The organism is Stenotrophomonas sp. 59, assembly GCF_030291095.1.
Lineage (GTDB): Bacteria > Pseudomonadota > Gammaproteobacteria > Xanthomonadales > Xanthomonadaceae > Stenotrophomonas > Stenotrophomonas maltophilia_Q.
Map to the genome: position 1 here is coordinate 241818 of NZ_CP127408.1, position 21565 is coordinate 263382.

19 protein-coding genes and 1 pseudogene are annotated in these 21565 nt (G+C 67.0%); 16 read left to right on the forward strand and 4 right to left on the reverse strand.

Annotated features, from left to right (window positions below; all coding sequences use genetic code 11):
* The first annotated feature begins 56 nt into the window (after positions 1-56).
* From QP552_RS01015 to QP552_RS01025, 3 genes are all read left to right on the forward strand, one after another.
* Entirely contained in the window at positions 57-674 is a 618-nt protein-coding gene (locus tag QP552_RS01015) for a TetR/AcrR family transcriptional regulator (protein WP_111112494.1), read from the forward strand.
* A 210-nt stretch (positions 675-884) separates the two neighbouring features.
* Positions 885-1403 (forward strand): c-type cytochrome, encoded by a 519-nt coding sequence (locus QP552_RS01020; protein WP_005407662.1) that lies wholly within the window; start codon positions 885-887, stop codon positions 1401-1403.
* A gap of 408 nt (positions 1404-1811) precedes the next feature.
* Entirely contained in the window at positions 1812-3257 is a 1446-nt protein-coding gene (locus QP552_RS01025; RefSeq protein WP_286074728.1) for an ExeM/NucH family extracellular endonuclease, read from the forward strand.
* Positions 3258-3394: 137 nt separating this feature from the next.
* Here the strand turns inward: QP552_RS01025 and QP552_RS01030 are convergent, their stop codons facing one another.
* Positions 3395-4252, reverse strand: a complete 858-nt coding sequence (locus tag QP552_RS01030) for an EamA family transporter (protein ID WP_111112496.1) — start codon at positions 4250-4252, stop codon at positions 3395-3397.
* A gap of 43 nt (positions 4253-4295) precedes the next feature.
* Here QP552_RS01030 and QP552_RS01035 point away from each other — a divergent pair, with 43 nt between their 5' ends.
* The 9 genes and pseudogenes from QP552_RS01035 (at position 4296) to QP552_RS01075 (ending at position 15568) form a co-directional block, all read left to right on the forward strand.
* Positions 4296-4967 (forward strand): CocE/NonD family hydrolase, encoded by a 672-nt coding sequence (locus tag QP552_RS01035; protein ID WP_286074730.1) that lies wholly within the window; start codon positions 4296-4298, stop codon positions 4965-4967.
* On the forward strand, positions 4964-6064 hold the full coding sequence (gene zapE / locus QP552_RS01040; protein ID WP_286074731.1) for a cell division protein ZapE: 1101 nt from the start codon (positions 4964-4966) through the stop codon (positions 6062-6064). The genes QP552_RS01035 and zapE overlap by 4 nt, the downstream gene beginning before the upstream one ends.
* 188 nt (positions 6065-6252) lie before the next feature.
* Positions 6253-6972 carry a fimbria/pilus chaperone family protein gene (locus tag QP552_RS01045; RefSeq protein WP_111112497.1) on the forward strand — a complete coding sequence of 240 codons (720 nt, stop codon included), beginning with the start codon at positions 6253-6255 and terminating at the stop codon, positions 6970-6972.
* Between the two features lie 98 nt (positions 6973-7070).
* Positions 7071-9425 (forward strand): annotated as a pseudogene (locus tag QP552_RS01050) (fimbria/pilus outer membrane usher protein).
* A 126-nt stretch (positions 9426-9551) separates the two neighbouring features.
* Positions 9552-10199, forward strand: coding sequence for a DUF1120 domain-containing protein (locus QP552_RS01055; RefSeq protein ID WP_111112499.1), 648 nt, complete (start codon positions 9552-9554; stop codon positions 10197-10199).
* A gap of 10 nt (positions 10200-10209) precedes the next feature.
* Positions 10210-10869, forward strand: coding sequence for a hypothetical protein (locus QP552_RS01060; RefSeq protein WP_286074732.1), 660 nt, complete (start codon positions 10210-10212; stop codon positions 10867-10869).
* 526 nt (positions 10870-11395) lie between these two features.
* The gene (locus QP552_RS01065; protein WP_106548779.1) at positions 11396-13798 is read left to right on the forward strand and encodes a ribonucleoside-diphosphate reductase subunit alpha; all 2403 of its coding nucleotides are present in this window, start codon (positions 11396-11398) and stop codon (positions 13796-13798) included.
* A 127-nt stretch (positions 13799-13925) separates the two neighbouring features.
* Positions 13926-14945, forward strand: a complete 1020-nt coding sequence (locus QP552_RS01070; protein ID WP_008264781.1) for a ribonucleotide-diphosphate reductase subunit beta — start codon at positions 13926-13928, stop codon at positions 14943-14945.
* 254 nt (positions 14946-15199) lie between these two features.
* Positions 15200-15568 (forward strand): hypothetical protein, encoded by a 369-nt coding sequence (locus tag QP552_RS01075; RefSeq protein WP_286074733.1) that lies wholly within the window; start codon positions 15200-15202, stop codon positions 15566-15568.
* Positions 15569-15607: 39 nt separating this feature from the next.
* On the opposite strand, the gene QP552_RS01080 is transcribed toward QP552_RS01075, so the two are convergent.
* On the reverse strand, positions 15608-16243 hold the full coding sequence (locus tag QP552_RS01080; protein WP_099551541.1) for a LysE family translocator: 636 nt from the start codon (positions 16241-16243) through the stop codon (positions 15608-15610).
* Positions 16244-16396: 153 nt separating this feature from the next.
* On the opposite strand from QP552_RS01080, the gene QP552_RS01085 reads away from it, so the two are divergent.
* From QP552_RS01085 to QP552_RS01095, 3 genes are all read left to right on the forward strand, one after another.
* Positions 16397-16798, forward strand: coding sequence for an acyl-CoA thioesterase (locus QP552_RS01085; protein WP_049435481.1), 402 nt, complete (start codon positions 16397-16399; stop codon positions 16796-16798).
* A gap of 56 nt (positions 16799-16854) precedes the next feature.
* On the forward strand, positions 16855-17661 hold the full coding sequence (locus QP552_RS01090; protein ID WP_286074734.1) for an NAD-dependent protein deacetylase: 807 nt from the start codon (positions 16855-16857) through the stop codon (positions 17659-17661).
* Positions 17662-17826: 165 nt separating this feature from the next.
* The gene (locus tag QP552_RS01095) at positions 17827-18927 is read left to right on the forward strand and encodes an NADH:flavin oxidoreductase/NADH oxidase (RefSeq protein WP_111112503.1); all 1101 of its coding nucleotides are present in this window, start codon (positions 17827-17829) and stop codon (positions 18925-18927) included.
* A gap of 3 nt (positions 18928-18930) precedes the next feature.
* On the opposite strand, the gene QP552_RS01100 is transcribed toward QP552_RS01095, so the two are convergent.
* Positions 18931-19842, reverse strand: a complete 912-nt coding sequence (locus QP552_RS01100) for a LysR family transcriptional regulator (RefSeq protein WP_111112504.1) — start codon at positions 19840-19842, stop codon at positions 18931-18933.
* Between the two features lie 114 nt (positions 19843-19956).
* Between QP552_RS01100 and purU the strand changes: the two genes are divergently transcribed.
* Positions 19957-20808 carry a formyltetrahydrofolate deformylase gene (gene purU / locus QP552_RS01105; protein ID WP_111112505.1) on the forward strand — a complete coding sequence of 284 codons (852 nt, stop codon included), beginning with the start codon at positions 19957-19959 and terminating at the stop codon, positions 20806-20808.
* Between the two features lie 90 nt (positions 20809-20898).
* Here purU and pncA read toward each other — a convergent pair whose 3' ends face one another.
* Entirely contained in the window at positions 20899-21525 is a 627-nt protein-coding gene (gene pncA, locus QP552_RS01110; RefSeq protein WP_106548786.1) for a bifunctional nicotinamidase/pyrazinamidase, read from the reverse strand.
* Positions 21526-21565 lie beyond the last annotated feature (40 nt).

The following is a 21565-nucleotide window of genomic DNA, read 5'->3' on the forward strand; positions in this document are numbered from 1 at the left end:
GCGGGGTTCGGGTAAGAAGTGAATACGAATTCAAAAATTGAAACTAGAATCAGAACATGGCCTATAAACGCTCTGCATTGATGGAAGAACGCCTGGCCGGGGCCCGTGAAAGGATCCTGCTGGCCACCCGCGAGCTGGTCGCCACCGGCGGCTGGCGCAACGCCCCGGTGACCGCCGTAGCGACCCAGGCCGGGGTGTCCACCGGCCTGATCTACCGCCACTTCCCGTCCAAGGCCGAACTGTTCGTGGAGGTGCTCAACGCCGCCGTGGCCCACGAAGTGGCGATCATGGAACGCATCGCCAGCGGTCCGGAGGCGGCCAGCGAGCGGCTGCGGCTGGCGATCACCGCCTTCGTCCGCCGCGCCCTGGCCGGGCCGGGGCTGGCCCATGCGTTCATCGTCGAGCCGGTCGACCCGGACGTGGAAGCCGAACGCATACGCGGCCGCCGTGCCTTTGGTGATGTCTTCCTGCGGCTGGTGGAAGAGGGCGTGGCCGCCGGTGAGCTGCCGGCGCAGGACGCGCACGCCACGGCCGCGTGCCTGGTCGGTGCCTTCACCGAAGCGATGGTCGGCCCGACCGCGCCCAGCCGCGAAGCGCACCGCGACGAAGGCGCACTGGTGGATGCGATCTGCAGCTTCTGCCTGCGCGCGATCGGCGCCCCGGCAAAACGGTAGCGCCGGGCCATGCCCGGCGGCTGTTGCCGCGCTTGCGTTGCCGGGGTCAGATCCCTTTTGCATCGCAAAAGGGATCTGACCCCAGCCCCCGGCATGTTGCGCCGCATCAGCAGTGACGCCTGTTGTCGCACGCAAAGTGCGTTCTATACTCGGCCCATCACGCAGTCGCTCAGCCGTGGTCCAACGACTATCAGCCAGGGGTAACGAAGAGTGCGGAATTACGATCTGGAGTTCCTGAAACGCTTCTCCATGGTGATCGCGCTGCTGGCGACCATCACCCTCGGCCTCATCCTCCTTGCCGCCTATATCCACACCCGGATTCCGCCCGAGGTGTCGCCGACCGCGGCCAAACGCACCGAACAGCGCATCTCGCCCACCGGCGCGGTCTATGCCGGCAGCACCGGCGCCGCTGCGCAGGCTGCAGCCAAGGCGGCGGCACTGGCCAAGGCGGCGTCGCAGGTGGCCTATGGCGGTACCAAGGACGGCAAGGTCATCTTCGACAACCTGTGCACTGCCTGCCACACCACTGGCGTGGGCATGGCGCCAACGCTGGACCACTCGCATTGGGACAAGCGCATCGCGCAGGGCAAGGACACGCTCTACAAGCACGCCATCGAGGGCTATACCGGCCCGGACGGCGGCATCATGCCCCCCAAGGGCGGCAACCCGGCGCTGACCGAGGAGCAGATCCACGCCACCGTGGACTGGATGCTGGGCAACCTGAAGTAGCCGCCGAACGGCGGAACGGCCAAACCGCTGGATGGCCAAACCGCCGAACCGCCGAACGACCGAATCGCCTAACCGCCTAACCGCCGAATCGCCTAACCACCGGTAGAGTCGACTGTTAGTCGACTGCTCTTCCCAACGCTGCCGGAAAGCCCGCGCTGCGCGCGACAGTCGACTAACAGTCGACTCTACCGCCGGTCACGCCGGTCACGCCGGTCACGCCGGTCACGCCGGTCACGCCGGTCACGCCGGTCACGCCGGTCACGCCGGTCGCCCCGGTCGCCCCGGTCACCCCGGTCGCCGCACCAGCTTTGCCCACCGAGGCCTGATCGCCCATATTCCCCCGCCCACAAGCGGGGTTTCGCATTTCAGGGTTAGTCTGTGCGCCCTCTTCCCTGGAATCGCCCGTCGATGCGCCGCCGTTCCCTTGCTCTTGCCCTGTCCCTGCTGCTGCCGGCCAGCGCCTTTGCCCAGGCCCAGCCGCAGGCCGCACCGGCTACGACGCCCGCTGCCGCGCGCAGCAGCGCCACCGTGGTGCTGACCGCCGCACCGGCCGACTGGCGCGCGCTGGACGGCCAGCGCGTGCGCATCGCCGCGCCGCTCACCCTGGCCGGTACCGACGGTCTGGAGCGCTTCGGCCAGCTCACTGTCGCCTTCGATGGTCGCCTCTGGCAGCCCACCGAAGTGGCCGCGCCGGGTACTGCCGGCTACGAGCAGGTGATGGCCGACAACCTGCGCCGCCGCCTGGTGCTGGACGACGGCAGTGATGCGCGCGATCCGGCCAGCGTGCCCTACCTGCCGGGCAACCCGGTGCTGCGCACCGGCATGCAGCTGCGCAACGTGGAAGGTGTCGTGCACGTGGACGCGCAGGGGCGCCCGCGCCTGCAGGTCGAAGGTGTGCTGAAGCTGCCGGAGCTGAAGCGCCCGGCGGTGCCGACGGTGCCGGGCAGCCTGCACGTGGCTGCCTTCAACCTGGAAAACTTCTTCAACGGCGACGGCCAGGGCGGCGGCTTCCCGACCCTGCGCGGTGCACGCACGCTGGACGAGCACAAGGCACAGGTGGCCAAGCTGGTCACCACGGTCAACGCGCTCGGTGCCGATGTCGCGGCGCTGATGGAGCTGGAGAACGATGGTTATGGCCCGCAGTCGGCAATCGCCGAGCTGGTCGATGCGCTCAACCGCGACCGTGGCGCGCAGGGCGACTGGCGTTTCGTCGATGCCGGCAACGGCCCCGGTGACAACCCGATCCGGGTCGGCATCATCTACCGCAGCAGCCGCCTGCAGCCGCTGGGCAAGCCGGCCACGCTGACCGGCGGCCCGTTCGTCGAGCACAGCCGCGTACCGTTGGCGCAGGCCTTCCAGGGCAAGCACGGCGCGCCGTTCGTGGTGGTGGCCAATCACTTCAAGTCGAAGGGCTGCCGCGATGCGAGCGGCGCCGATGCCGACCGCAACGACAACCAGGGCTGCTGGAACGCGACCCGCGTGACCTCCGCGCAGCAGCTGCATGCCTGGCTGCAGACGGATCCGACCGGTACCGGCGCCAAGGATGCGGTACTGCTGGGCGATTTCAACGCCTACGCGATGGAAGATCCGATCCGCGCCCTGCATGACCTGGGCTGGCAGGACGCCTTCAAGGTCGCCAAGGTCGAGCATCCCTACAGCTACGTCTACAACGGCTACTCCGGCCGCCTTGACCACGCGTTGCTCAGCCCGGGCATGGCCAAGCGCCTGCGCGGTGCCGCCGAATGGCACAGCAACGCCGACGAGCAGGACGCCAGCGGCTACCAGGGGCGCAATGTGCAGGGCCCGTGGCGCAGCTCCGACCACGACCCGCTGCTGTTGGGCTTCGACAGATAACCCCTCCAACGCCGGGGTCGCGGCAGGGGTCGGATCCCATTCCAACGGAATGGGCTCTGACCCCCATGCATCGCGGGATCTGAAACGTAGGGGTCAGAGCCCATTCCGTTGGAATGGGATCCGACCCCAGGCCACGCTCATCCCCAGGCGATCAACCCGATCGCCAGCACCGCCAGCGCCAGGCCGGCGCGGTTCCACTTCGTGGTCGCCTCGCCGAAGGCGAACACGCCCACCAGCGCACCCAGCACCACCACGCCGATGTTCATGCCGGCGAACACGGTGGCCGGGCTCTGCGGCATTGCCTGGTGCGCATGCACATAGAAAAGAATGTTGCCGCCATTGAGCAGGCCCAGCAGCGCGCCGGCGCCGAGGTTGCGCCAGGCCAGCCGGCTGCGACCACTGAAGTGACGCCACAGCTGCAGCGCCAGCATCAGCACGAAGGCCACGCTGAAGCTGGCCAGCACTGCCGCCATCGACGGCGTGCCGGACAGCGCCACCTGCTTGAGCAGCACGTCGACCACTGCAAACCCTGCCCATACGCCCAGCAGCCAGCCCCAGCCAGCGGGTGAGGACGCCACCGCCGGGCCGCGCGGGCGCAGGCTGATCGCCACCATCGCCAGCAGGCCCAGGCCGAGCCCGGCCAGCTTCCACGGCGTCGCGGTCTGGCCGAAGAACAGGAACGCCGCGGCCAGTGACAACAGCAGCGACAGGCGCTGTGCCACATCGCTGCGGACGATGCCGGCCACCGCCACCGCGCGGCCCAGCACCAGGAAAATCGAGGGCAGTACCACCGCCAGCGCCAGTAATGACAGCCAGGGCGCGTGCGGAGCACGCAAGGCATCCAGCGGCGGCTGCAGCACCACCGCTGTCATTGTCGCGGCCACCAGGTAGTTCCAGGTGACCATCTGCGCGACATCCAGCTGGCGGCGGTTGGCCAGCTTCAACAACACCGAAACCAGCACGCTGCAGATCACGGCCAAAGACAGGTAGAGCATGGGGCGGGCACAGGGCAGGGGCGGGGGACGGTATCATGGTGCCATGCACAAGCCCTCGTTCCCCGTCGCCCCCGGCGAAACCGCCTGCCTCGAACTGGACGGCCCGGCCGGCCCGCTGGAAGTGGTCGTCGACCTGCCCAAGGCCGATGTGCCGGTGCAGCCGATCGTGGCCATCATCTGCCACCCGCTGTCCACCGAAGGCGGCACCCTGCACAACAAGGTGGTCACCATGACCGCCACCACCCTGCGCGAGCTGGGCATCGCCACGGTGCGCTTCAACTTCCGCAGCGTCGGTGGTTCGGCCGGTGAGTTCGCCCACGGCGTGGGCGAGCAGGACGACCTGAAGGCCGTGGCCGCCTGGGTGCAGAGCCAGCGCCCCGACGACCGCCTGTGGCTGGCCGGTTTCAGTTTCGGTTCGTTCGTTTCGCTGAAGGCCGCTGCCGAGCTGCAGCCCGAAGCGCTGATCTCGATCGCGCCGCCGGCCGGCCGCTGGGATTTCGATGGCATCGCACCGCCAGCGCGCTGGCTGGTGATCCAGGGCGAGCAGGACGAGATCGTCGACCCGCAGGCGGTCTACCAGTGGCTGGATACGCTGGATTTCCCGCATGAGCTGGTGCGCATGCCCGAGACCAGCCACTTCTTCCACCGCAAGCTGATCGACCTGCGTGGCGCGCTGACCCACGGCGTGAAGCATTGGCTGGGCGCGGCGGCATGAGTGCAACCGAGTTGACCCCGTCGCAGCGGTACGCGGAAGGGGTCGCCCGTGGCGACTGGCAGAACGACCCGGCCCAGCATGCGGCGCTGGCCGAGCTGGACCGCATCCACCTGGGCCTGCTGGACAGCGCCGAGGACGGCTGGCTGGACCGCCTGTCCTCGTTCTGGAAGAAGCCCGAGCCGGTGAAGGGCCTGTACTTCTGGGGTGGCGTCGGCCGCGGCAAGACCTTCCTGGTCGACCTGTTCTACGACGGCCTGCCGATCAAGCAGAAGTACCGCACCCACTTCCATCGCTTCATGCGCAGCGTGCACGAGCGCCTGCGCGAGCACCAGGGCCAGAGCGACCCGTTGGCAAAGATCGCCCAGGAATGGCGCAGCAATCTGCGCGTGCTGGTGCTGGACGAGTTCTTCGTCACCGACATCGGCGATGCGATGCTGCTGGCGCGGTTGCTGGAGCGCCTGTTCGCGGAGGGCGTGACCCTGGTCACCACCTCCAACACGGCGGTGGAGAACCTGTACCTCAACGGCCTGCAGCGCGAGAGCTTCCTGCCGGTGATCGGCCTGCTGCAGCGCTTCTGCGTCGAGCTGTACGCCGAAGGCACCGAGGATTACCGCATGCGCGCGCTGACCCGCTCGCCGGTGTACCGCGCGCCGCTGGCGGCCGACAGCGATGAGTGGCTGGCCACGCGCTGGAACGAACTGAGTGGCGGCCAGCCGGCCAAGGCCGGCAACATCGAGATCGAAGGTCGCAAGATTCCGGTGCGCGGCCGTGGCAAGAGCATCGCCTGGTTCGATTTCGCCGCGCTGTGCGAAGGCCCGCGCGGCCCGTCGGATTACATCGAGATCGCGCACGAGTTCAACACCGTGCTGCTGGGCGGCATTCCCGCCTTCGACCGCCTGAACGAAGATGCCGCGCGCCGCTTCGTCAACCTGATCGATGAGCTGTACGACCGCCACGTCAACCTGGTGTGCACCGCCAGCACCTCGCCGATCGAGCTGTATACCGGCCAGCGCCTGCAGGGCGCCTTCGAGCGCACCGCCTCGCGCCTGATCGAGATGCAGAGCGCCGAATACCTGGGCACCCCGCACCGGGCGTGATGGAGAGTGCCGGCCATCGGTCGGCACTACCCGATGCAGGCGTGGTCATCGACCGGGCCATTGGCGTCAATCGATATCGCTTTAGGATTCGCCTGATAGTTCATCGGGTGGGGGCGCCCTAGCATGGCCGTCATCGCCTGACGTCGCGTGCCTGCGCCGCAACGGGGCCCCACCGAACAGGAACTGCCATGAACGCTCTTCTTTCGAAGCGGCGCGGGAATCTGTTGGCCTGGAAATGGCTGGCTGCCGCCGCGCTGCTCGGCCCGGCGCTGCCGCTGCAGGCGTCCACCTTCGCGCTGCAGAGCAATACGGTGATCCTGGAGGAGCGCGAGGGACGTACCGCGTTCAACATCAGCAATCCCGGCAGCGAGCCGATCCTGCTGCTGAGCAGCGTGGACGACCTGGACGAGCGGCCGATGGCCGGCAACATCCTGGTGACGCCGGCGGTGACCCGCATCGACCCGGGCCAGAGCCAGATCGTCAACTTCACGCTGAAGAAGGGCGTGGTGCTGGATCGCGAATACATGCTGCGGGCGTCGTTCGAAGGCGTCACCCAGAAGAGCGAGCGCGGCATGCGCATGCCGATCCGCCAGCAGATCGGCTTCATCCTGCAGCCGCGTGCGGTGGCCGTTGCAGCCCGTCCCTGGCAGGACCTGCGCTTCTCCATCGATGGTGATCAGTTGACTGTCCGCAACAGTGGACCCCATGTGATCCGGATAGGTCCCGAGCTGCGCCTGCAGCCCTCCGCCGCGCTGGGTGTGCTGCCGCATCCCTACCTGATGCCGGGCGAAACGCGGGTGCTGACCCTGGCGGGCGAAGTAGGCGGCAGCGACGGTCATGTCGAAATCCTGCCACTGAGCCGCTATGGCTTCGCCAAGGACAAGGAACAGCTGCCGCTGCAACCGTGAGCGCGCGGCGATGACTCCATCTGCATGCAAGGACCCCACCCATGAGGCAGTCGCCGTCATTGGCGCCGGTTGCCGCCTTGGTGATCGGTGCGGGAGGAATGAGTAACGCCGCCGGAGTTGCCGCACAGGAAGTGCAGTTCGACCTCAAGCAACTGGAGCGCAATGGCGTCTCGGCCGACGTTGCACGCTTCTTTGCACGCCAGGCTGGTTTTCTGCCGGGCGTGCACCAGGTCGACGCCAGTGTGAACGGCATGCGCCGCGAGCAGCTGCAGGTGCGTTTCGATGCACAGGGTGAGCCCTGCTTTTCCGCCGAAGTGCTGGCGCAGCTGGGCCTGAAACAGGACGACCCGGCGCAGGCCTGCGCGCCGCTGCAGCAGATCCATCCCGGTACCCGGATCGAGCTGCGGCCCGGCAGTGCACGGATGGACCTGGTCGTGCCGGCTGCGGCCCTGAGTGACGGCGGCGCGGGAGGTGCCTACCAGCGTGGCGGCAGTGCCCTGGTTCTCAACTACGACGTTTTCTCCCAGCGCGTGCAGCGACGCACGGGCAACGACCAATCTTTGAGTGCACGCATGGAACTGGGTTTCAACACTGCCAACTGGGCGGTACGCAGCCGCGGCGACTACGCACGGCGTCGCTCGCAGAGCCGCTACGTGCAGCAGGAAACCTATGCCCAGCGTGCGCTGGAGCGTGCGTCCGCGTTGTTCCAGGCGGGCCAGCTGAGCCTGGCCTCGGAAGGCTTCGGTGGCACTCCGATGGTGGGTGCACAGCTGTTTTCCGATGACATGCAGCGCCAGGCCACCCGCCTCAGCGTGCCGATCGAGGGCATCGCCGACAGCCATGCAGTGGTGGAAGTGCGCCAGCGCGGCAGCGTCGTGCACCGCAGCGTGGTCGCGCCAGGTGTCTATTCGATCAGCGACATCGCCGTGACCAGCCGTGGCACGGACCTCGATGTGGAAGTCCGGGAAGAGGACGGGCGCATTACCCGCTATCGGGTACCGGCACCGATGGATGTGCCGGGAGCCGATGCTGCGCCAGGCTTCCAGCTGGGGGTGGGGCGCTACCGTGCCCGCGATGGCATGCACCTGCAGGGCAATGCTCCCTGGATGGTCCACGCAGGGGGCGCGGCGCAGCTGCGCGCTGATACCCGTGTCAGCGCCTCGGTGTTGCTCGCGCGTGACTACCGGGGATTGGCGGCGCAGTCCGGCTTCAGCCTCGGGTCGCGCAGCACGTGGGGCGTGGGCGCGCGTTTCTCGCATGCCGCGCAGTGGGGCTTCGGCCACTAGCTGCAGCTGCAGGGCAATGCCAGTTTCGACAACGGGCTCAGCATGGGAGCGTCCTGGCAGCGCCGCAGCGCAGCCTTCGCAACGCTGGAAGACACGTTGTCGTTGCGCGATACCCGGCCGTGGCCCTGCGAACCCTGGACCCTGCCGGACGCCTGCGCTTCACGCAACGAGCGGCTGCAGCAATCGCTGTCGGCCTCGATGGGCTGGTCCAGCGCTACGTGGGGCGCGTTTTCCTACACTTTCTGGCAAAGCAGCTATGGCGGCGACGTTGGCCGCGGGCAGACGCTGTCGGCGTCACGCCGGTTCGGCCGGGTCAACGTCAACCTGACACTGCAGCACGCGCAGGGGCGTGGCAGTGCCGCGTTCGTCAATCTGCAGGTTCCGTTGGGACGCGGCAGCGTCAGTGCCCGTGCCTATCGCTATGAAGATGCGTCGCGCAACCTGGGTGCCAGTTTCCAGAGCCGCACCGCAGGTGGCCTGGCCTACAACGTGGATGCGTCGCACAGCGGTTCGCAGCAGCGGCTGGCGGTCGCTGCCAGCCAGCGCACCGCGTATGGCGCATTCAATGCGGGGGTCTCGCATATCCAGGGCCAGGCCCAGACTCAGTATCTGGCCGCCAGCGGTGGTATGGCGCTGACCTCGGGGCGCACGTTGGCGTTTTCCAGCTCGCGCATTGGCGACACCTTTGCCGTGGTCCGGATTCCACGTGTGGCCGGGGTCGGCCTGAGCGGCGCCGGCAGTGCCACCACCTCCGTGCTGGGCACCGCGGTGTTGCCGTCGATCACCCCTTACCGGCGTACCCGGTTGCAGCTGGAAGGGCGCACGCTGCCGCTGAACCAGCGCTTCGCCAGTACCACGCTTGATCTGGCACTGGCGCGCGGGGCCGTCGCCACCCACACCATCAGTGCGCACCCGGTGCGCCAGCTGTTGCTGACCGTGCGTACCCGCGGTGGCGAACTGGCAAGGGTAGGTACCGCGCTGTACTCGGCCGAAGGCGACTTCATCGGCACCGTGATCGGCCAAGGCAACGCGATCCTGGACAACGAACAGATCGGCAGGCCGGTGCTGCTGGACGATGCCAACGGTCGCTGTGAAGTGCACTACAGCGTGCCGGCCCGCTTCGATCCCGCACGTCCCTACGAAGCGTCCGAAGGACGCTGCCTGTGATGGCCTCATTCCACCGCCGCGAACGCGGGGTACCCGTATTGCCGGTGGCGACGTCGGTCGCTCCGCCAATGGATCGTCGTCGCAGACGGTCCCCCCATCCCCCTCCAACCTGGGAGTTTCCACACCATGAGTAAAGTCCAGCTTTCCCTTGCCACAACCGTGCTGGCACTGCTGTCGGCCGGTGCCGTGCACGCAGGCCCCATCGCACCCTCGACCCTGAAGGTCACCGGCAGCCTGGATGTACCGGCCTGCCTGGTCACCGCCGGCGATGACGGCGTGTACGACTACGGCAGCCTGGGCCCGGGCGATATCCGCACCGGTACCACCTACAACGTGCTTCCTGCCATCAGCAAGGCCTGGAAGATCGAGTGTGAAGGCGATACCTACCTGACCTTCAAGGTGACTGACAACGCCGCTGCTTCGGCCAGTGCGGTGGGCTCGTCGTACTTCGGCATGGGCAACGTCAACGGCACCGGCAAGCTGGGCTACTACACCGTGACCATGCGCAACCCGAAGGTGAATGGCACCGCATCCAACGTGTTTGCCACCAGTACCACCGCCATTACCCGCGCGACCACGGCTGCCGTGCAGCAGAGCAGCTACACCATGGGCTGGGCGCAGACCGCGGCCAACCTGCAGCAGATCGGCCGGGTGTTCGAGACCGACCTGGATGTGGTCGCCAACCTTGCCGGCAGCCAGACCATGGGCGGCCCCATCACCGAGGACGCGAAGCTGGAAGGCTCGCTGACCCTGAACTTCGCCTACGGCCTGTAAGGAGGCTCCCATGCGCACTCATATGATCCGCTCCTCGCTCGTGCTGGCCCTGCTGTCGGCCTGTGGCATTGCCTCCGCTGCCATTGCGCCCAAGGAACTGCAGGTGACCGGCACGGTGAAGACGCCGACCTGCATGGTCAGCTCCGACAAGGATGGTGTCTACGACTACGGCAAGGTCAACGCCAGCCTCATCCCGACCTCGGGCTATCTCACGTTGTCCACCATCGACCAGGTGTGGACGGTGGATTGCGGCAGCGGCAAGACCTTCATGTCCTTCCAGGTGGTCGACAACCGCGAGGCCTCCAGCTCCAGCGTCAGCTCGCAGAACTTCGGGCTGGGCGCGGTGGCGGGCTTCCCCACCAGCAAGCTGGGCTACTTCACGGTGACCCTGAACGGGGCCAAGGTCGACCAGGCCAATGTCAACGTGCTGCGCGGGACCAAGGGCGCGGCCTCCGGTACCGGGGCCTCCAGCAGCTTCCTGGACAAGACCCTGTCGCACAGCTGGACCACCTCGGGCACCACCGGTGCCCTGCCGCTCAGCGGCAGCGTGTTCTCGATGGGGTTGCGGGTCAGCGCCTTCGTCGCCAGTGAAACGGTGCGCGGTGCGCCGATCACCGAAGGAACGCCGCTGGATGGCAACCTGACACTGAACTACGCCTTCGGTCTTTGACGGCAATGCCGGGGCAGGTGCAATGCCTGCCTCGGCTGCCCAGCCGCCGCCCGGCTGGCCGGAAGTCCCCCGTCCACCGCATTCCCACCGGCTGCCCACCACCTATCCACAGGGTTGTCCCTAGCCAGCTTCATCACTGTCATGTGAAGCTGTCATTGTTCCGTTTCCGTGGTGCGTTGTGCCACCGCAGTGACGCCTTCCGGGCTTGACTGCGCAGCCCGTTCCGGCAGGTCTGAAGCGTCTGATCCGGGCGCCGATGGCACGATCCTTGCGGCGCAAGGGATTGCCGAATTTCACTACATTTGGCGTTGACGGACCCCATTACCCCCACTATCTTGTGGCCGTCGGTCGCAGCAACCCCAATTCCAGGGGGTGGCAGCAGCACCCATCCGCGATCGTCAACGGCAGTGGCAGGCGCAGGGTCTCATCCCCTGCGACGCCGTCCTGCCATCCTGGGCTGTCATGTCCCGGGCTGCGTCACCCGATGCATCGAGCACCCACCAATCACGCCAAGAGGACACACGCCGTGACCACCGAATCCAGCGCCACCATCGAGAAGGAAAGCGAATTCCTGTTGACGTCGCCGCCGACGGCCAACGCGATGAGTGTGACCAAGCGCAATGGCACGACCGAGCTGGTGGACCTGAACAAGATCGTGCGCGCGGTGCAGCGTTCCTCCGAAGGCCTGCACGCCGTCGATCCGATGCGCGTGGCCACCCGCACCATTTCCGGCCTGTACAACGGCGCCACCACCCGCGAGCTGGACGAACTGTCCATCCGTACCGCCGCCCTGCTGATCGGTGAAGAGCCCGAGTACGGCCGCCTTGCTGCGCGCCTGCTGGCCAACTACATCGCCAAGGAAGTCTCGGGCCAGGAAATCTACGCTTTCTCGCAGTCGGTCAGCCGTGGCCATGAAGTCGGCCTGATCAACGACCGCCTGCTGAACTTCGTGCAGACCAACGCGCGCAAGCTCAACGACGCCATCGACATCTCGCTGGACCTGAACTTCGATTACTTCGGCCTGCGTACCCTGTACGACCGTTACCTGCTGCGCCACCCGCACACCCGCAAGGTGATCGAGACCCCGCAGCAGTTCTTCCTGCGCATCGCAAGCGCGCTGAGCGAGGACGTGTCCGAGACCCTGGCGCTGTACAAGCGCATGGGCAACCTGGACTACCTGCCGTCCAGCCCGACCCTGTTCAACTCCGGTACCACCCACGAGCAGCTGTCCTCGTGCTTCCTGCTGGATTCGCCGCAGGACTCGCTGGAGTCGATCTATTCCAAGTACGGCGACATCGCCCAGCTGTCGAAGTTCTCCGGCGGCATCGGCGTCAGCTACACCCGCGTGCGTTCGCGTGGTTCGCTCATCAAGTCGACCAACGGCCACTCCAACGGCATCGTGCCGTGGCTGAAGACCATGGATTCGTCCGTGGCCGCAGTGAACCAGGGTGGCAAGCGCAAGGGCGCGGCCTGCGTGTACCTGGAAACCTGGCACGCCGACATCGAGGACTTCCTCGAGCTGCGTGACAACACCGGTGACGAAGCCCGCCGTGCGCACAACCTGAACCTGGCCAACTGGGTGCCGGACCTGTTCATGAAGCGCGTCGAAGCCGACCAGGAATGGTCGCTGTTCGATCCGCGCGTCGTGCCGGAGTTCACCGACCTGTTCGGCGAAGCCTTCGAGGCCGCCTACCTGCAGGCCGAAGCCCAGGGCAAGGCCAACCGCACCATCTCCGCGCGCAAGCTGTACGCCCGCATGATGCGTACGCTGGCCGAGACCGGCAACGGCTGGATGACCTTCAAGGACAAGTGCAACCGCGCCAGCAACCAGACCCTGCGTCCGGGCAACGTGATCCACCTGTCCAACCTGTGCACCGAAATCCTGGAAGTCACCTCCAACGATGAAACCGCGGTGTGCAACCTGGGTTCGATCAACCTGGGCAACCACTTCGACGAGCACAACGAGTTCGACTTCGAGAAACTGGCCGAGACCGTGCGCCTGGCCGTGCGCCAGCTCGACCGCGTCATCGACCTGAACTTCTACCCGATCGAAACCGCCCGCCGCGCCAACCTGCGCTGGCGTCCGGTCGGCCTGGGCTGCATGGGCCTGCAGGACGTGTTCTTCCGCAAGCGCCTGCCGTTCGACAGTGCCGAAGCCCGCGCCCTGTCGAAGAAGATCGCCGAAACGATCTACTTCCATGCCCTGGAAACCTCGGCCGAACTGGCCCAGGAACGCGGCAAGCACCCGTCGTTCAACGATACCCGTGCTGCCAGCGGCGAACTGCAGTTCGACGCCTGGAACGTGGTGCCGGAAGACACCGCGCGCTGGGATGCCCTGCGTGAGCGCATCAAGGAACACGGCCTGCGCAACTCGCTGATGATCGCGATCGCCCCGACCGCGACCATCGCCTCGATCGCCGGCTGCTACGAGTGCGTCGAGCCGCAGGTGTCCAACCTGTTCAAGCGCGAGACCCTGTCCGGTGACTTCCTGCAGGTCAACCGCTACCTGGTGAACGAGCTGAAGAAGCTGGGCCTGTGGACCGCCGACATGCGCGATGCCATCAAGCTGGCCGAAGGCTCCATCGCCGGCGTGGCGCAGATTCCGGAAACGCTGCGCGAGGTCTACCGCACCGCGTGGGAACTGCCGATGCGTTCGCTGATCGACATGGCCGCCGAGCGTGGCGCCTTCATCGACCAGTCGGCCTCGCTCAACCTGTTCATGGAAAGCCCGAACATCGGCGCGATGTCCTCCATGTACATGTACGCCTGGAAGCAGGGCATCAAGACCACCTACTACCTGCGCTCGCGCCCGGCCACCAAGATCGCCAAGACCACGGTGAGCACCGCCGCGCCGGCCAAGGTGTTCAGCCCGGACGAAGCCATCGCCTGCTCGCTGGAAAACCCGGAAGCCTGCGAGGCCTGCCAGTAAAACGCGCTGTGCCGGCCCCGCCGGCACCTCGCACCTGTAGAGCCGAGCCATGCTCGGCTGCGGAAAAACACCCACGGTAGCGCCGGGCCATGCCCGGCGTCTCACCCAGGAATTCAAGGAAACACCCATGGCCGACAAGCCCAAGCAGATGCTGCTCGATCCCGGTTTTGAACTGACCCTGCGCCCGATGCGCTACCCGCAGTTCTATGACATGTACCGGAACGCGATCAAGAACACCTGGACGGTGGAAGAGATCAACTTCCAGATCGATATCACCGACCTGCACAGCAAGATGTCGCCGGGTGAGCGCCACCTGATCCATCGCCTGGTCGCGTTCTTCGCCACCGGTGATTCGATCGTGTCCAACAACCTGGTGCTGAACCTGTACCAGCACCTCAATGCGCCGGAAGCGCGCATGTACCTGTCGCGCCAGCTGTATGAAGAAGCGCTGCACGTGCAGTTCTACCTGACCCTGCTCGACAACTACCTGCCGGACCCGGAGGAGCGCGTCAAAGCCTTCGCTGCGGTGGAGAATATCGACTCGATCAAGAAGAAGGCCGATTTCTGCTTCAAGTGGATCGACTCGATCCAGGACCTGAAGCGCATCGAGACCCGTGCCGAGCGTCGCCAGTTCCTGCTCAACCAGATCTGCTTCGCCGCCTGCATCGAAGGCCTGTTCTTCTTCGCCGCGTTCGCCTACGTGTACTACTTCCGTTCGCGCGGCCTGCTGCCGGGCCTGGCCTCGGGCACCAACTGGGTGTTCCGCGACGAGAGCGCGCACATGGAGTTCGCGTTCGAGTCGGTGCGTGTTGTCCGCGAGGAAGAGCCGGACCTGTTCGACGATGAAATGAAGCAGCAGGTCTACGACATGCTGGCCGAAGCCATCGAATGCGAAGTGCAGTTCGCCGAGGACGTGCTGTCCGGCGGCGTGGCGGGCATCTCGACCCGCGACATGCGCCAGTACCTGCAGCACTGCGCCGACCAGCACTTCGCCAAGCTGGGCATGGAGAAGAAGTACAACGTGCGCAACCCGCTGCCGTTCATGGAACTGCAGGACGTGCAGGAACTGACCAACTTCTTCGAACGCCGCGTCTCGGCCTACCAGGTCGGCGTGCAGGGCGAAGTCGCCTTCGACATGAACTTCTGATCGAACCGGTCAGGCCTGTCGCAACGAAGAACCCCGGCCAGTGCCGGGGTTTTTTGTTGCACCTCAACAGGATGGGCTATTCTCGCTGGACTCCAGCGACGGCGGTGCGTCGTACCCATGCCGCGCCTGGGGAGGAAGAGGGGATGCCACTGCAGGAATGAGACGCGGACAATCCCTGCGCCGCGTTCCCGTATGCGTGTTCCTGCCATGGTGGTGGAATTGAATGGACCCTGGAGGTCGCAATGGAGACTGCAGTGCCTGGAACAGCAACCCGCAAGACCGTGTTTCGTGGATGGATGGGAGGACTGTTCGCCGTCCTGGTCGCCTGTCCGTCCCTCGCCCATGGCACGAACTGCGATTCCAAGGTGGCCAACGTTTCCATCGATGCCAGCGGCAAGGTGTTCGTGGCAACCACCGTCTCGCCCATCCACGCGGTCTGCAACATCGTCAGCAAAGGCGACTTCAGCATGCCGCCGGAGGTCTGCAAGGCGACCTACGCCATGCTGATGAGTGCGAAGGTCTCCGCCATTCCCATCCGCCTGTACTACACCGACGTGCCCAAATGCGGCGATATCAAGGCCTGGTCGGCACAACCGAGCTTCTACCACGCCGAACTGTTCTGATCACTGGGCCGGGCGCATCGCCTGGAGGGCACGCCGCGATCAGCGCCGCCCTTCCACCGCCATGCGTACCGCCAGCCCGGCCAGCACCGTGCCCATCAGCCAGCGCTGCACCACCTGCCAGGTCGGGCGCGCAGCCAGGAAGCCGGCGATGCTGCCTGCAGTCAGCGCGATCATGCCGTTCACGCTGACACTGACCAGGATCTGGGTGGAGCCCAGCACGATCGACTGCATCAGCACACTGCCTTCGCCGTCGGGATGCAGGAACTGCGGCAGCAGCGACAGGTACATCACGGCTACCTTCGGGTTCAGCAGATTGGTCAGAAAGCCCATCGTGAACAGCTTGCGCGGGCTGTCCTGCGGCAGGTCGCGCACCGCGAACGGCGAACGGCCACCCGGCTTGAGCGCCTGCCAGGCCAGGTACAGCAGGTACAGCGCGCCGCCGATGCGCAGCGCGTCGTAGGCGAACGGTACCGTCATCAGCAGGGCGGTAATGCCCAGCGCCGCGCACAGCATGTAGAACACGAAGCCCAGCGCCACCCCGCCCAACGAGATCAGTCCCGCCATCGGCCCTTGGCAGATCGAGCGCGAGATGACGTAGATCATGTTCGGCCCGGGCGTGATCACCATGGCCAGCGAGACCAGTGCAAAGGCCAGAAGGTCGGAAGTGGCGGGCATGGGCGGTCCTGGCGGTGGGCGTGGCGCAGTGTAGCGCCTGCCACGGGCGCGGCCTGCGCAGGCACCGCTGCCGGGTGGCCATTGCACATGCGTTCCGATGGCCGTCACGCCGGTCGCATAAAATCACTGGACCCCACACACCGAAGCACCCCCATGACCCCGATCCCCGAGACCGTGCCGCCCACCGAAGTGCGCATGGCCGAAATCGTCTTCCCGAACCACACCAACCACCTCGGCACCCTGTTCGGTGGCCAGGCACTGGCGTGGATGGACAAGGCCGCCTTCCTGGCCGCCGCGCGCTACTCGCGCCGCACCGTGGTGACCGCGCGCAGCGACCAGGTCGACTTCAAGCTGCCGATCCGCATCGGCCAGATGGTGGAAACCATCGGCCGCATCGTCGAAGTCGGCCGCAGCTCGATGAAGGTCGAGGTGGAGCTGGTCGCCGAAGACCTGCACAGCGGCGAGCGCAAGCTGTGTACCCGCGGCCACTTCGTGATGATCGCGCTGGACGAGGAAGGCCATCCGATCGCGGTACCGCCGCTGCCGGTGGCCTGACCAAGCCGACTGAGCCAGCGCTTGCGGGGGCGCCCACGCGCCCCCATCTGGCACCCATGACCCCGCCGCTGACCGACTTCATCGACCGCGCCCAGCGCCTGTTCGTGCTGACCGGCGCCGGTTGCAGCACCGCCTCGGGCATTCCCGATTACCGCGATACCGACGGCCAGTGGAAACGTACGCCACCGGTGACCTACCAGGCGTTCATGGGCGAAGCGGCCACCCGCCAGCGTTACTGGGCGCGCAGCCTGCTGGGCTGGCCGCGCTTCGGCCTGGCACGGCCCAATGGTACCCACCACGCCCTGGCCGCACTGGAGGACAGCGGCAAGCTGCAGGTGCTGCTGACCCAGAACGTGGACGGCCTGCACCAGCGGGCCGGCAGCCGCAACGTGATCGACCTGCATGGCCGCCTGGACCTGGTGCGCTGCATGGGCTGCGAGCGCCGTGGCGGCCGCGAGGACCTCCAGCAGCGCCTGCTGGACGCCAATCCCGGCTGGGATGCCCTGGAGGCCGGCATCGCCCCCGACGGCGATGCCGATCTGGAGACCGATTTCTCCAGCTTCGTGGTGCCCGGTTGCCCGTACTGTGGCGGCCTGCTGAAGCCGGACGTGGTGTTCTTCGGCGAAAACGTGCCGCGTGAGCGCGTGGAGGCGGTGCATGAGCACCTGCGGCAGGCCGACGCCGTGCTGGTGGTGGGCTCGTCGCTGATGGTCTATTCCGGCTTCCGCTTCGTGCAGGCGGCGGCCAGGGCAGGGTTGCCGGTGGCGGCGCTGAACCGAGGCCGCACCCGCGCCGATGACCTGCTGCAGTTCAAGGATGAGCGCGACTGCGCCGAGGCGCTGGCAGGGCTCGTTACCGGGTAGCGCCGGGCCATGCCCGGCGGAAACGGGGTGCCGCGCCGCACGTTCGCCGGGCATGGCCCGGCGCTACCCATCATGCGCCCCCGCGAAACAGCGATCCATCCAGGCGGTTGATTCGCAGGCCGTGCGGCGGTGCAATACGCACCCCCTTCGTCGTCCATCACCGTCTTGAGCCAGCTGTTTTCGCCGATCTCGTTCGGCCCCCTGACCCTGTCCAACCGCATCGTCATCGCGCCGATGTGCCAGTACTCCGCCGAAGACGGCCGTGCCAGCGACTGGCATGCCATGCACCTGGGCAACCTGGCGCAGTCCGGCGCCGGCCTGCTGATCCTGGAAGCCACGGCGGTCGAGCCGCGCGGCCGCATCAGCTGGGCCGACCTGGGCCTGTGGGATGACGGCACCGAAGCGGCACTGGCACAGGTACTGGCCAGCGTCCGCCGCTGGTCGCCGATGCCGCTGGGCATCCAGCTCGGCCATGCAGGTCGCAAGGCGTCGGTGAAGCGCCCGTGGGACGGCGGCGGCCAGCTGCCGGCCGATGATGCGCGTGGCTGGGCCACCGTGGCGCCGTCGCCGTTGCCGTTCCACGCAGCCGATCCGGCGCCGCAGGAACTGGATGAGGCCGGCATTGCCGAAGTCGTCGCTGCCTTCGCCGCCAGCGCGGTGCGTGCCGAGCGCCTGGGCTTCGAGCTGATCGAGCTGCACGCCGCCCACGGCTACCTGCTGCACCAGTTCCTGTCGCCGCTGAGCAACCGCCGTACCGATGGCTACGGTGGCTCACTGCCGAACCGCCTGCGCCTGCTGGTGGAAGTGTTCGATGCCGTGCGTGCGGCAGTGTCCGACAAGGTCGCTGTGGGCGTGCGTATTTCCGCCAGCGACTGGGTCGACGGTGGTTGGGATCTGGTGCAGAGCGAAGCGCTGGCGCAGGTGATGGATGCGCGCGGCTGCAACTTCCTGCACGTTTCCAGCGGTGGCCTGGACGAGCGCCAGAAGATCACCGTCGGCCCGGGTTACCAGGTTCCGTTCGCGGCGGCGATCAAGGCCAAGGTGCGCATGCCGGTCATCGCCGTGGGCATGATCACCGAACCGGAGCAGGCCGAATCGATCCTGCGCCATCGCCACGCCGATGCGGTAGCGCTGGCACGCGGCATCCTCTACGACCCGCGCTGGCCGTGGCACGCCGCTGCTGCATTGCGCGACAGCGTGGAACCGGCGCCGCAGTACCTGCGCTGCGAGCCGCGCGATGCGCGCGGCGTGTTCAAGGCACGCTGAAGCTCACACCCGCCAGGCCGGCGCGATGCCGGCCTGCAGGTGTTCGAACAGCGCGCGGATCTTGGCGGTGAAGTCGCGGCGGTCGCTGACGCAGAAGTAGACCTCCATCGGTTCCGGGCGCCACGCGGTGTCGGCGCCGAACACCGCCTGCAGGCGGCCATCGCGCAGGTACGGCTCGGCCACGAATGCGGCCAGCCGGGTGATGCCGGCATCGGCCACCGCCAGCGTCGCCAGCGCATCGATGTCATCGCAGACCATGCTCGGTGGCAGCACGGCGTCCACGCGCTGGCCGTCCTTCAGCAGGCCCCAGCGCAATGGTCGGCCATCGGTGGGGAAGCGGTGCAGCAGACCACGATGGCTGCCCAGGTCGGAGGGCTGCTGCGGGGTGCCGTGCGCCTTCAGATAGCCCGGCGAGGCACAGAACACGAACGGTACGCGCGCCAGTTGCCGCGCGACCACGCCATCTTCCAGCTGCGCACCAATGCGGATGCTGGCATCCACCGCTTCCGGCCCATGTTGCACGGCGCGGTCGGTCAGGCGCAGCTCCAGCTGCAGTTGTGGATGGCGCTGCTGCAGTGAAGGCAGCAACGGTGCCAGCACGTGGCGACCGAACGCACTGCTGCTGGCGATGCGCAGCGGCCCGGCCGGTTCGATGTCGCCGGCGGTGACCATGGCCTGCGCGCGCGCCAGGTCGGCTTCGATGTGGCGCACCTGGGCCAGGTACAGCGCACCGGCCTCGCTGAGGGCCAGCTGGCGCGTGCTTCGGTTCAGCAACCGTACGCCCAGATGTGCCTCCAGCCGGTTGATGTTCTGGCCGACTGCGGTGGCGCTGATGCCAAGGATGCGGGCCGCGGCGGCAATGCTGCCGGTCTCTGCGGTGCGGGTGAAGCTGCGGATCAGTTGCAACAGGTTCATGACCGACCAGCTTGCCATGGGGACGCCCAAGTATCGCTTGGGACTGAACCAAGCAGTTCGGTTGCATCGGTGACCATCGATCCGCCGGGCAGGGCGCTGCCCTACACTCGGGCAATGCGCCCCGATTCCATTCTTACCCTGTCCTGTCCCGACCGTACCGGCATCGTCTACCGCGTGTCCGGCCTGCTGTTCGACCACGGCTGCAACATCCTCGACGCCCAGCAGTTCGGTGATGAGGAAAGTGGCCGCTTCTTCCTGCGCGTGCACTTCGACCGCGACGCCAGCCTGCCGCTGGAGACCGTGCACACGAGCATGGCCGCGCTCGCCGAAGGCTTCGGCATGGACTGGCAGCTGCACGATGGCCGCCGCCGCGCACGCCTGCTGGTGCTGGTCAGCAAGCAGGGCCACTGCCTCAACGATCTGCTGTTCCGCGCCCACAGTGGCCAGCTGAAGGTGGACATCGCCGCGGTGGCCTCCAACCACGCCGACTTCGCGCCGCTGGCCGCGTCCTACCAGGTGCCGTTCCACCACCTGCCTGTGAACGCGGAAACACGCGCGGTACAGGAGCAGCAGATCATCGACCTGGTCGAGCGCGAGCGCATCGACCTGGTGGTGCTGGCGCGCTACATGCAGATCCTGTCGCCCACGCTGTGCCGCGCGCTGGCCGGCCGTGCGATCAACATCCACCACAGTTTCCTGCCCAGCTTCAAGGGCGCGCAGCCGTACCACCAGGCGCACGCACGCGGGGTCAAGATCATCGGTGCCACCGCGCACTACGTCACCGAGGATCTGGATGAAGGCCCGATCATCGAACAGGACGTGGCCCGCGTGGACCACGCGATGGCACCGCGCGAACTGGTACGACTGGGCAGCGATACCGAATCGCTGGTGCTGGCACGCGCCGTGCGCCGCCATGTGGAGCACCGCATCCTGCTCAACGGGCACCGCACGGTGGTGTTCCGCTAACGTTCCATCTGATCCGTGTCCGCCGGGCATGGCCCGGCGCTACCCATGGGCGCGATCCGGTAGCGCCGGGCCATGCCCGGCGGTCGCGCGTCAGGCGATCGCAATCCCCGCCTTGCCCAGCGCCTCGCGCACCATCGCGTCATTGGCCTCGGTCACCGGTTTGGTCAGCTCCCACAGGAACTTCACCCGGAAGCCGGACTTCACCGCGTCCTGCGCGCTCCACAGCACGCAGTAGTCGCGGGCCAGGCCGCACACGTGCACTTCGCGGATGCGGCGCTCGTGCAGCCAGCCGGCCAGGCCAGTAGCCGGGCGTTCGCCATCGGGGCCGTGGTTCTCGCGGAAGGCGCTGTACGAATCCACCTGTTGGCGCGTGCCCTTGCGCAGGATCAGGTCGGCCACGGTCCAGTCCACGCCCGGGTGCAGCGCGGCGCCATCGCTGCCCTGCACGCAATGGTCGGGCCACAGGGTCTGTGGCTGCGCGTGCAGCAGGATGGTCTCGAACGGACGCTTGCCGGGGTGCTGGCTGGCGAATGAGGCGTGATCGGCCGGGTGCCAGTCCTGGGTGGCCACCACCGTGCGGTAGCGGCGCTGCGCCAGCAGTCCGGCAATCGGCGCGACCAGCGCATCGCCCTGGTCGCAGGCCAACGCGCCACCGGGCATGAAGTCCGGCTGCAGGTCGATCACCAGCAGGGCGACATCGGCGGGCAGGGCAGTCATGGCAGGTCCACTACAAACTGAAGGGGCGACCAGCGTGGCC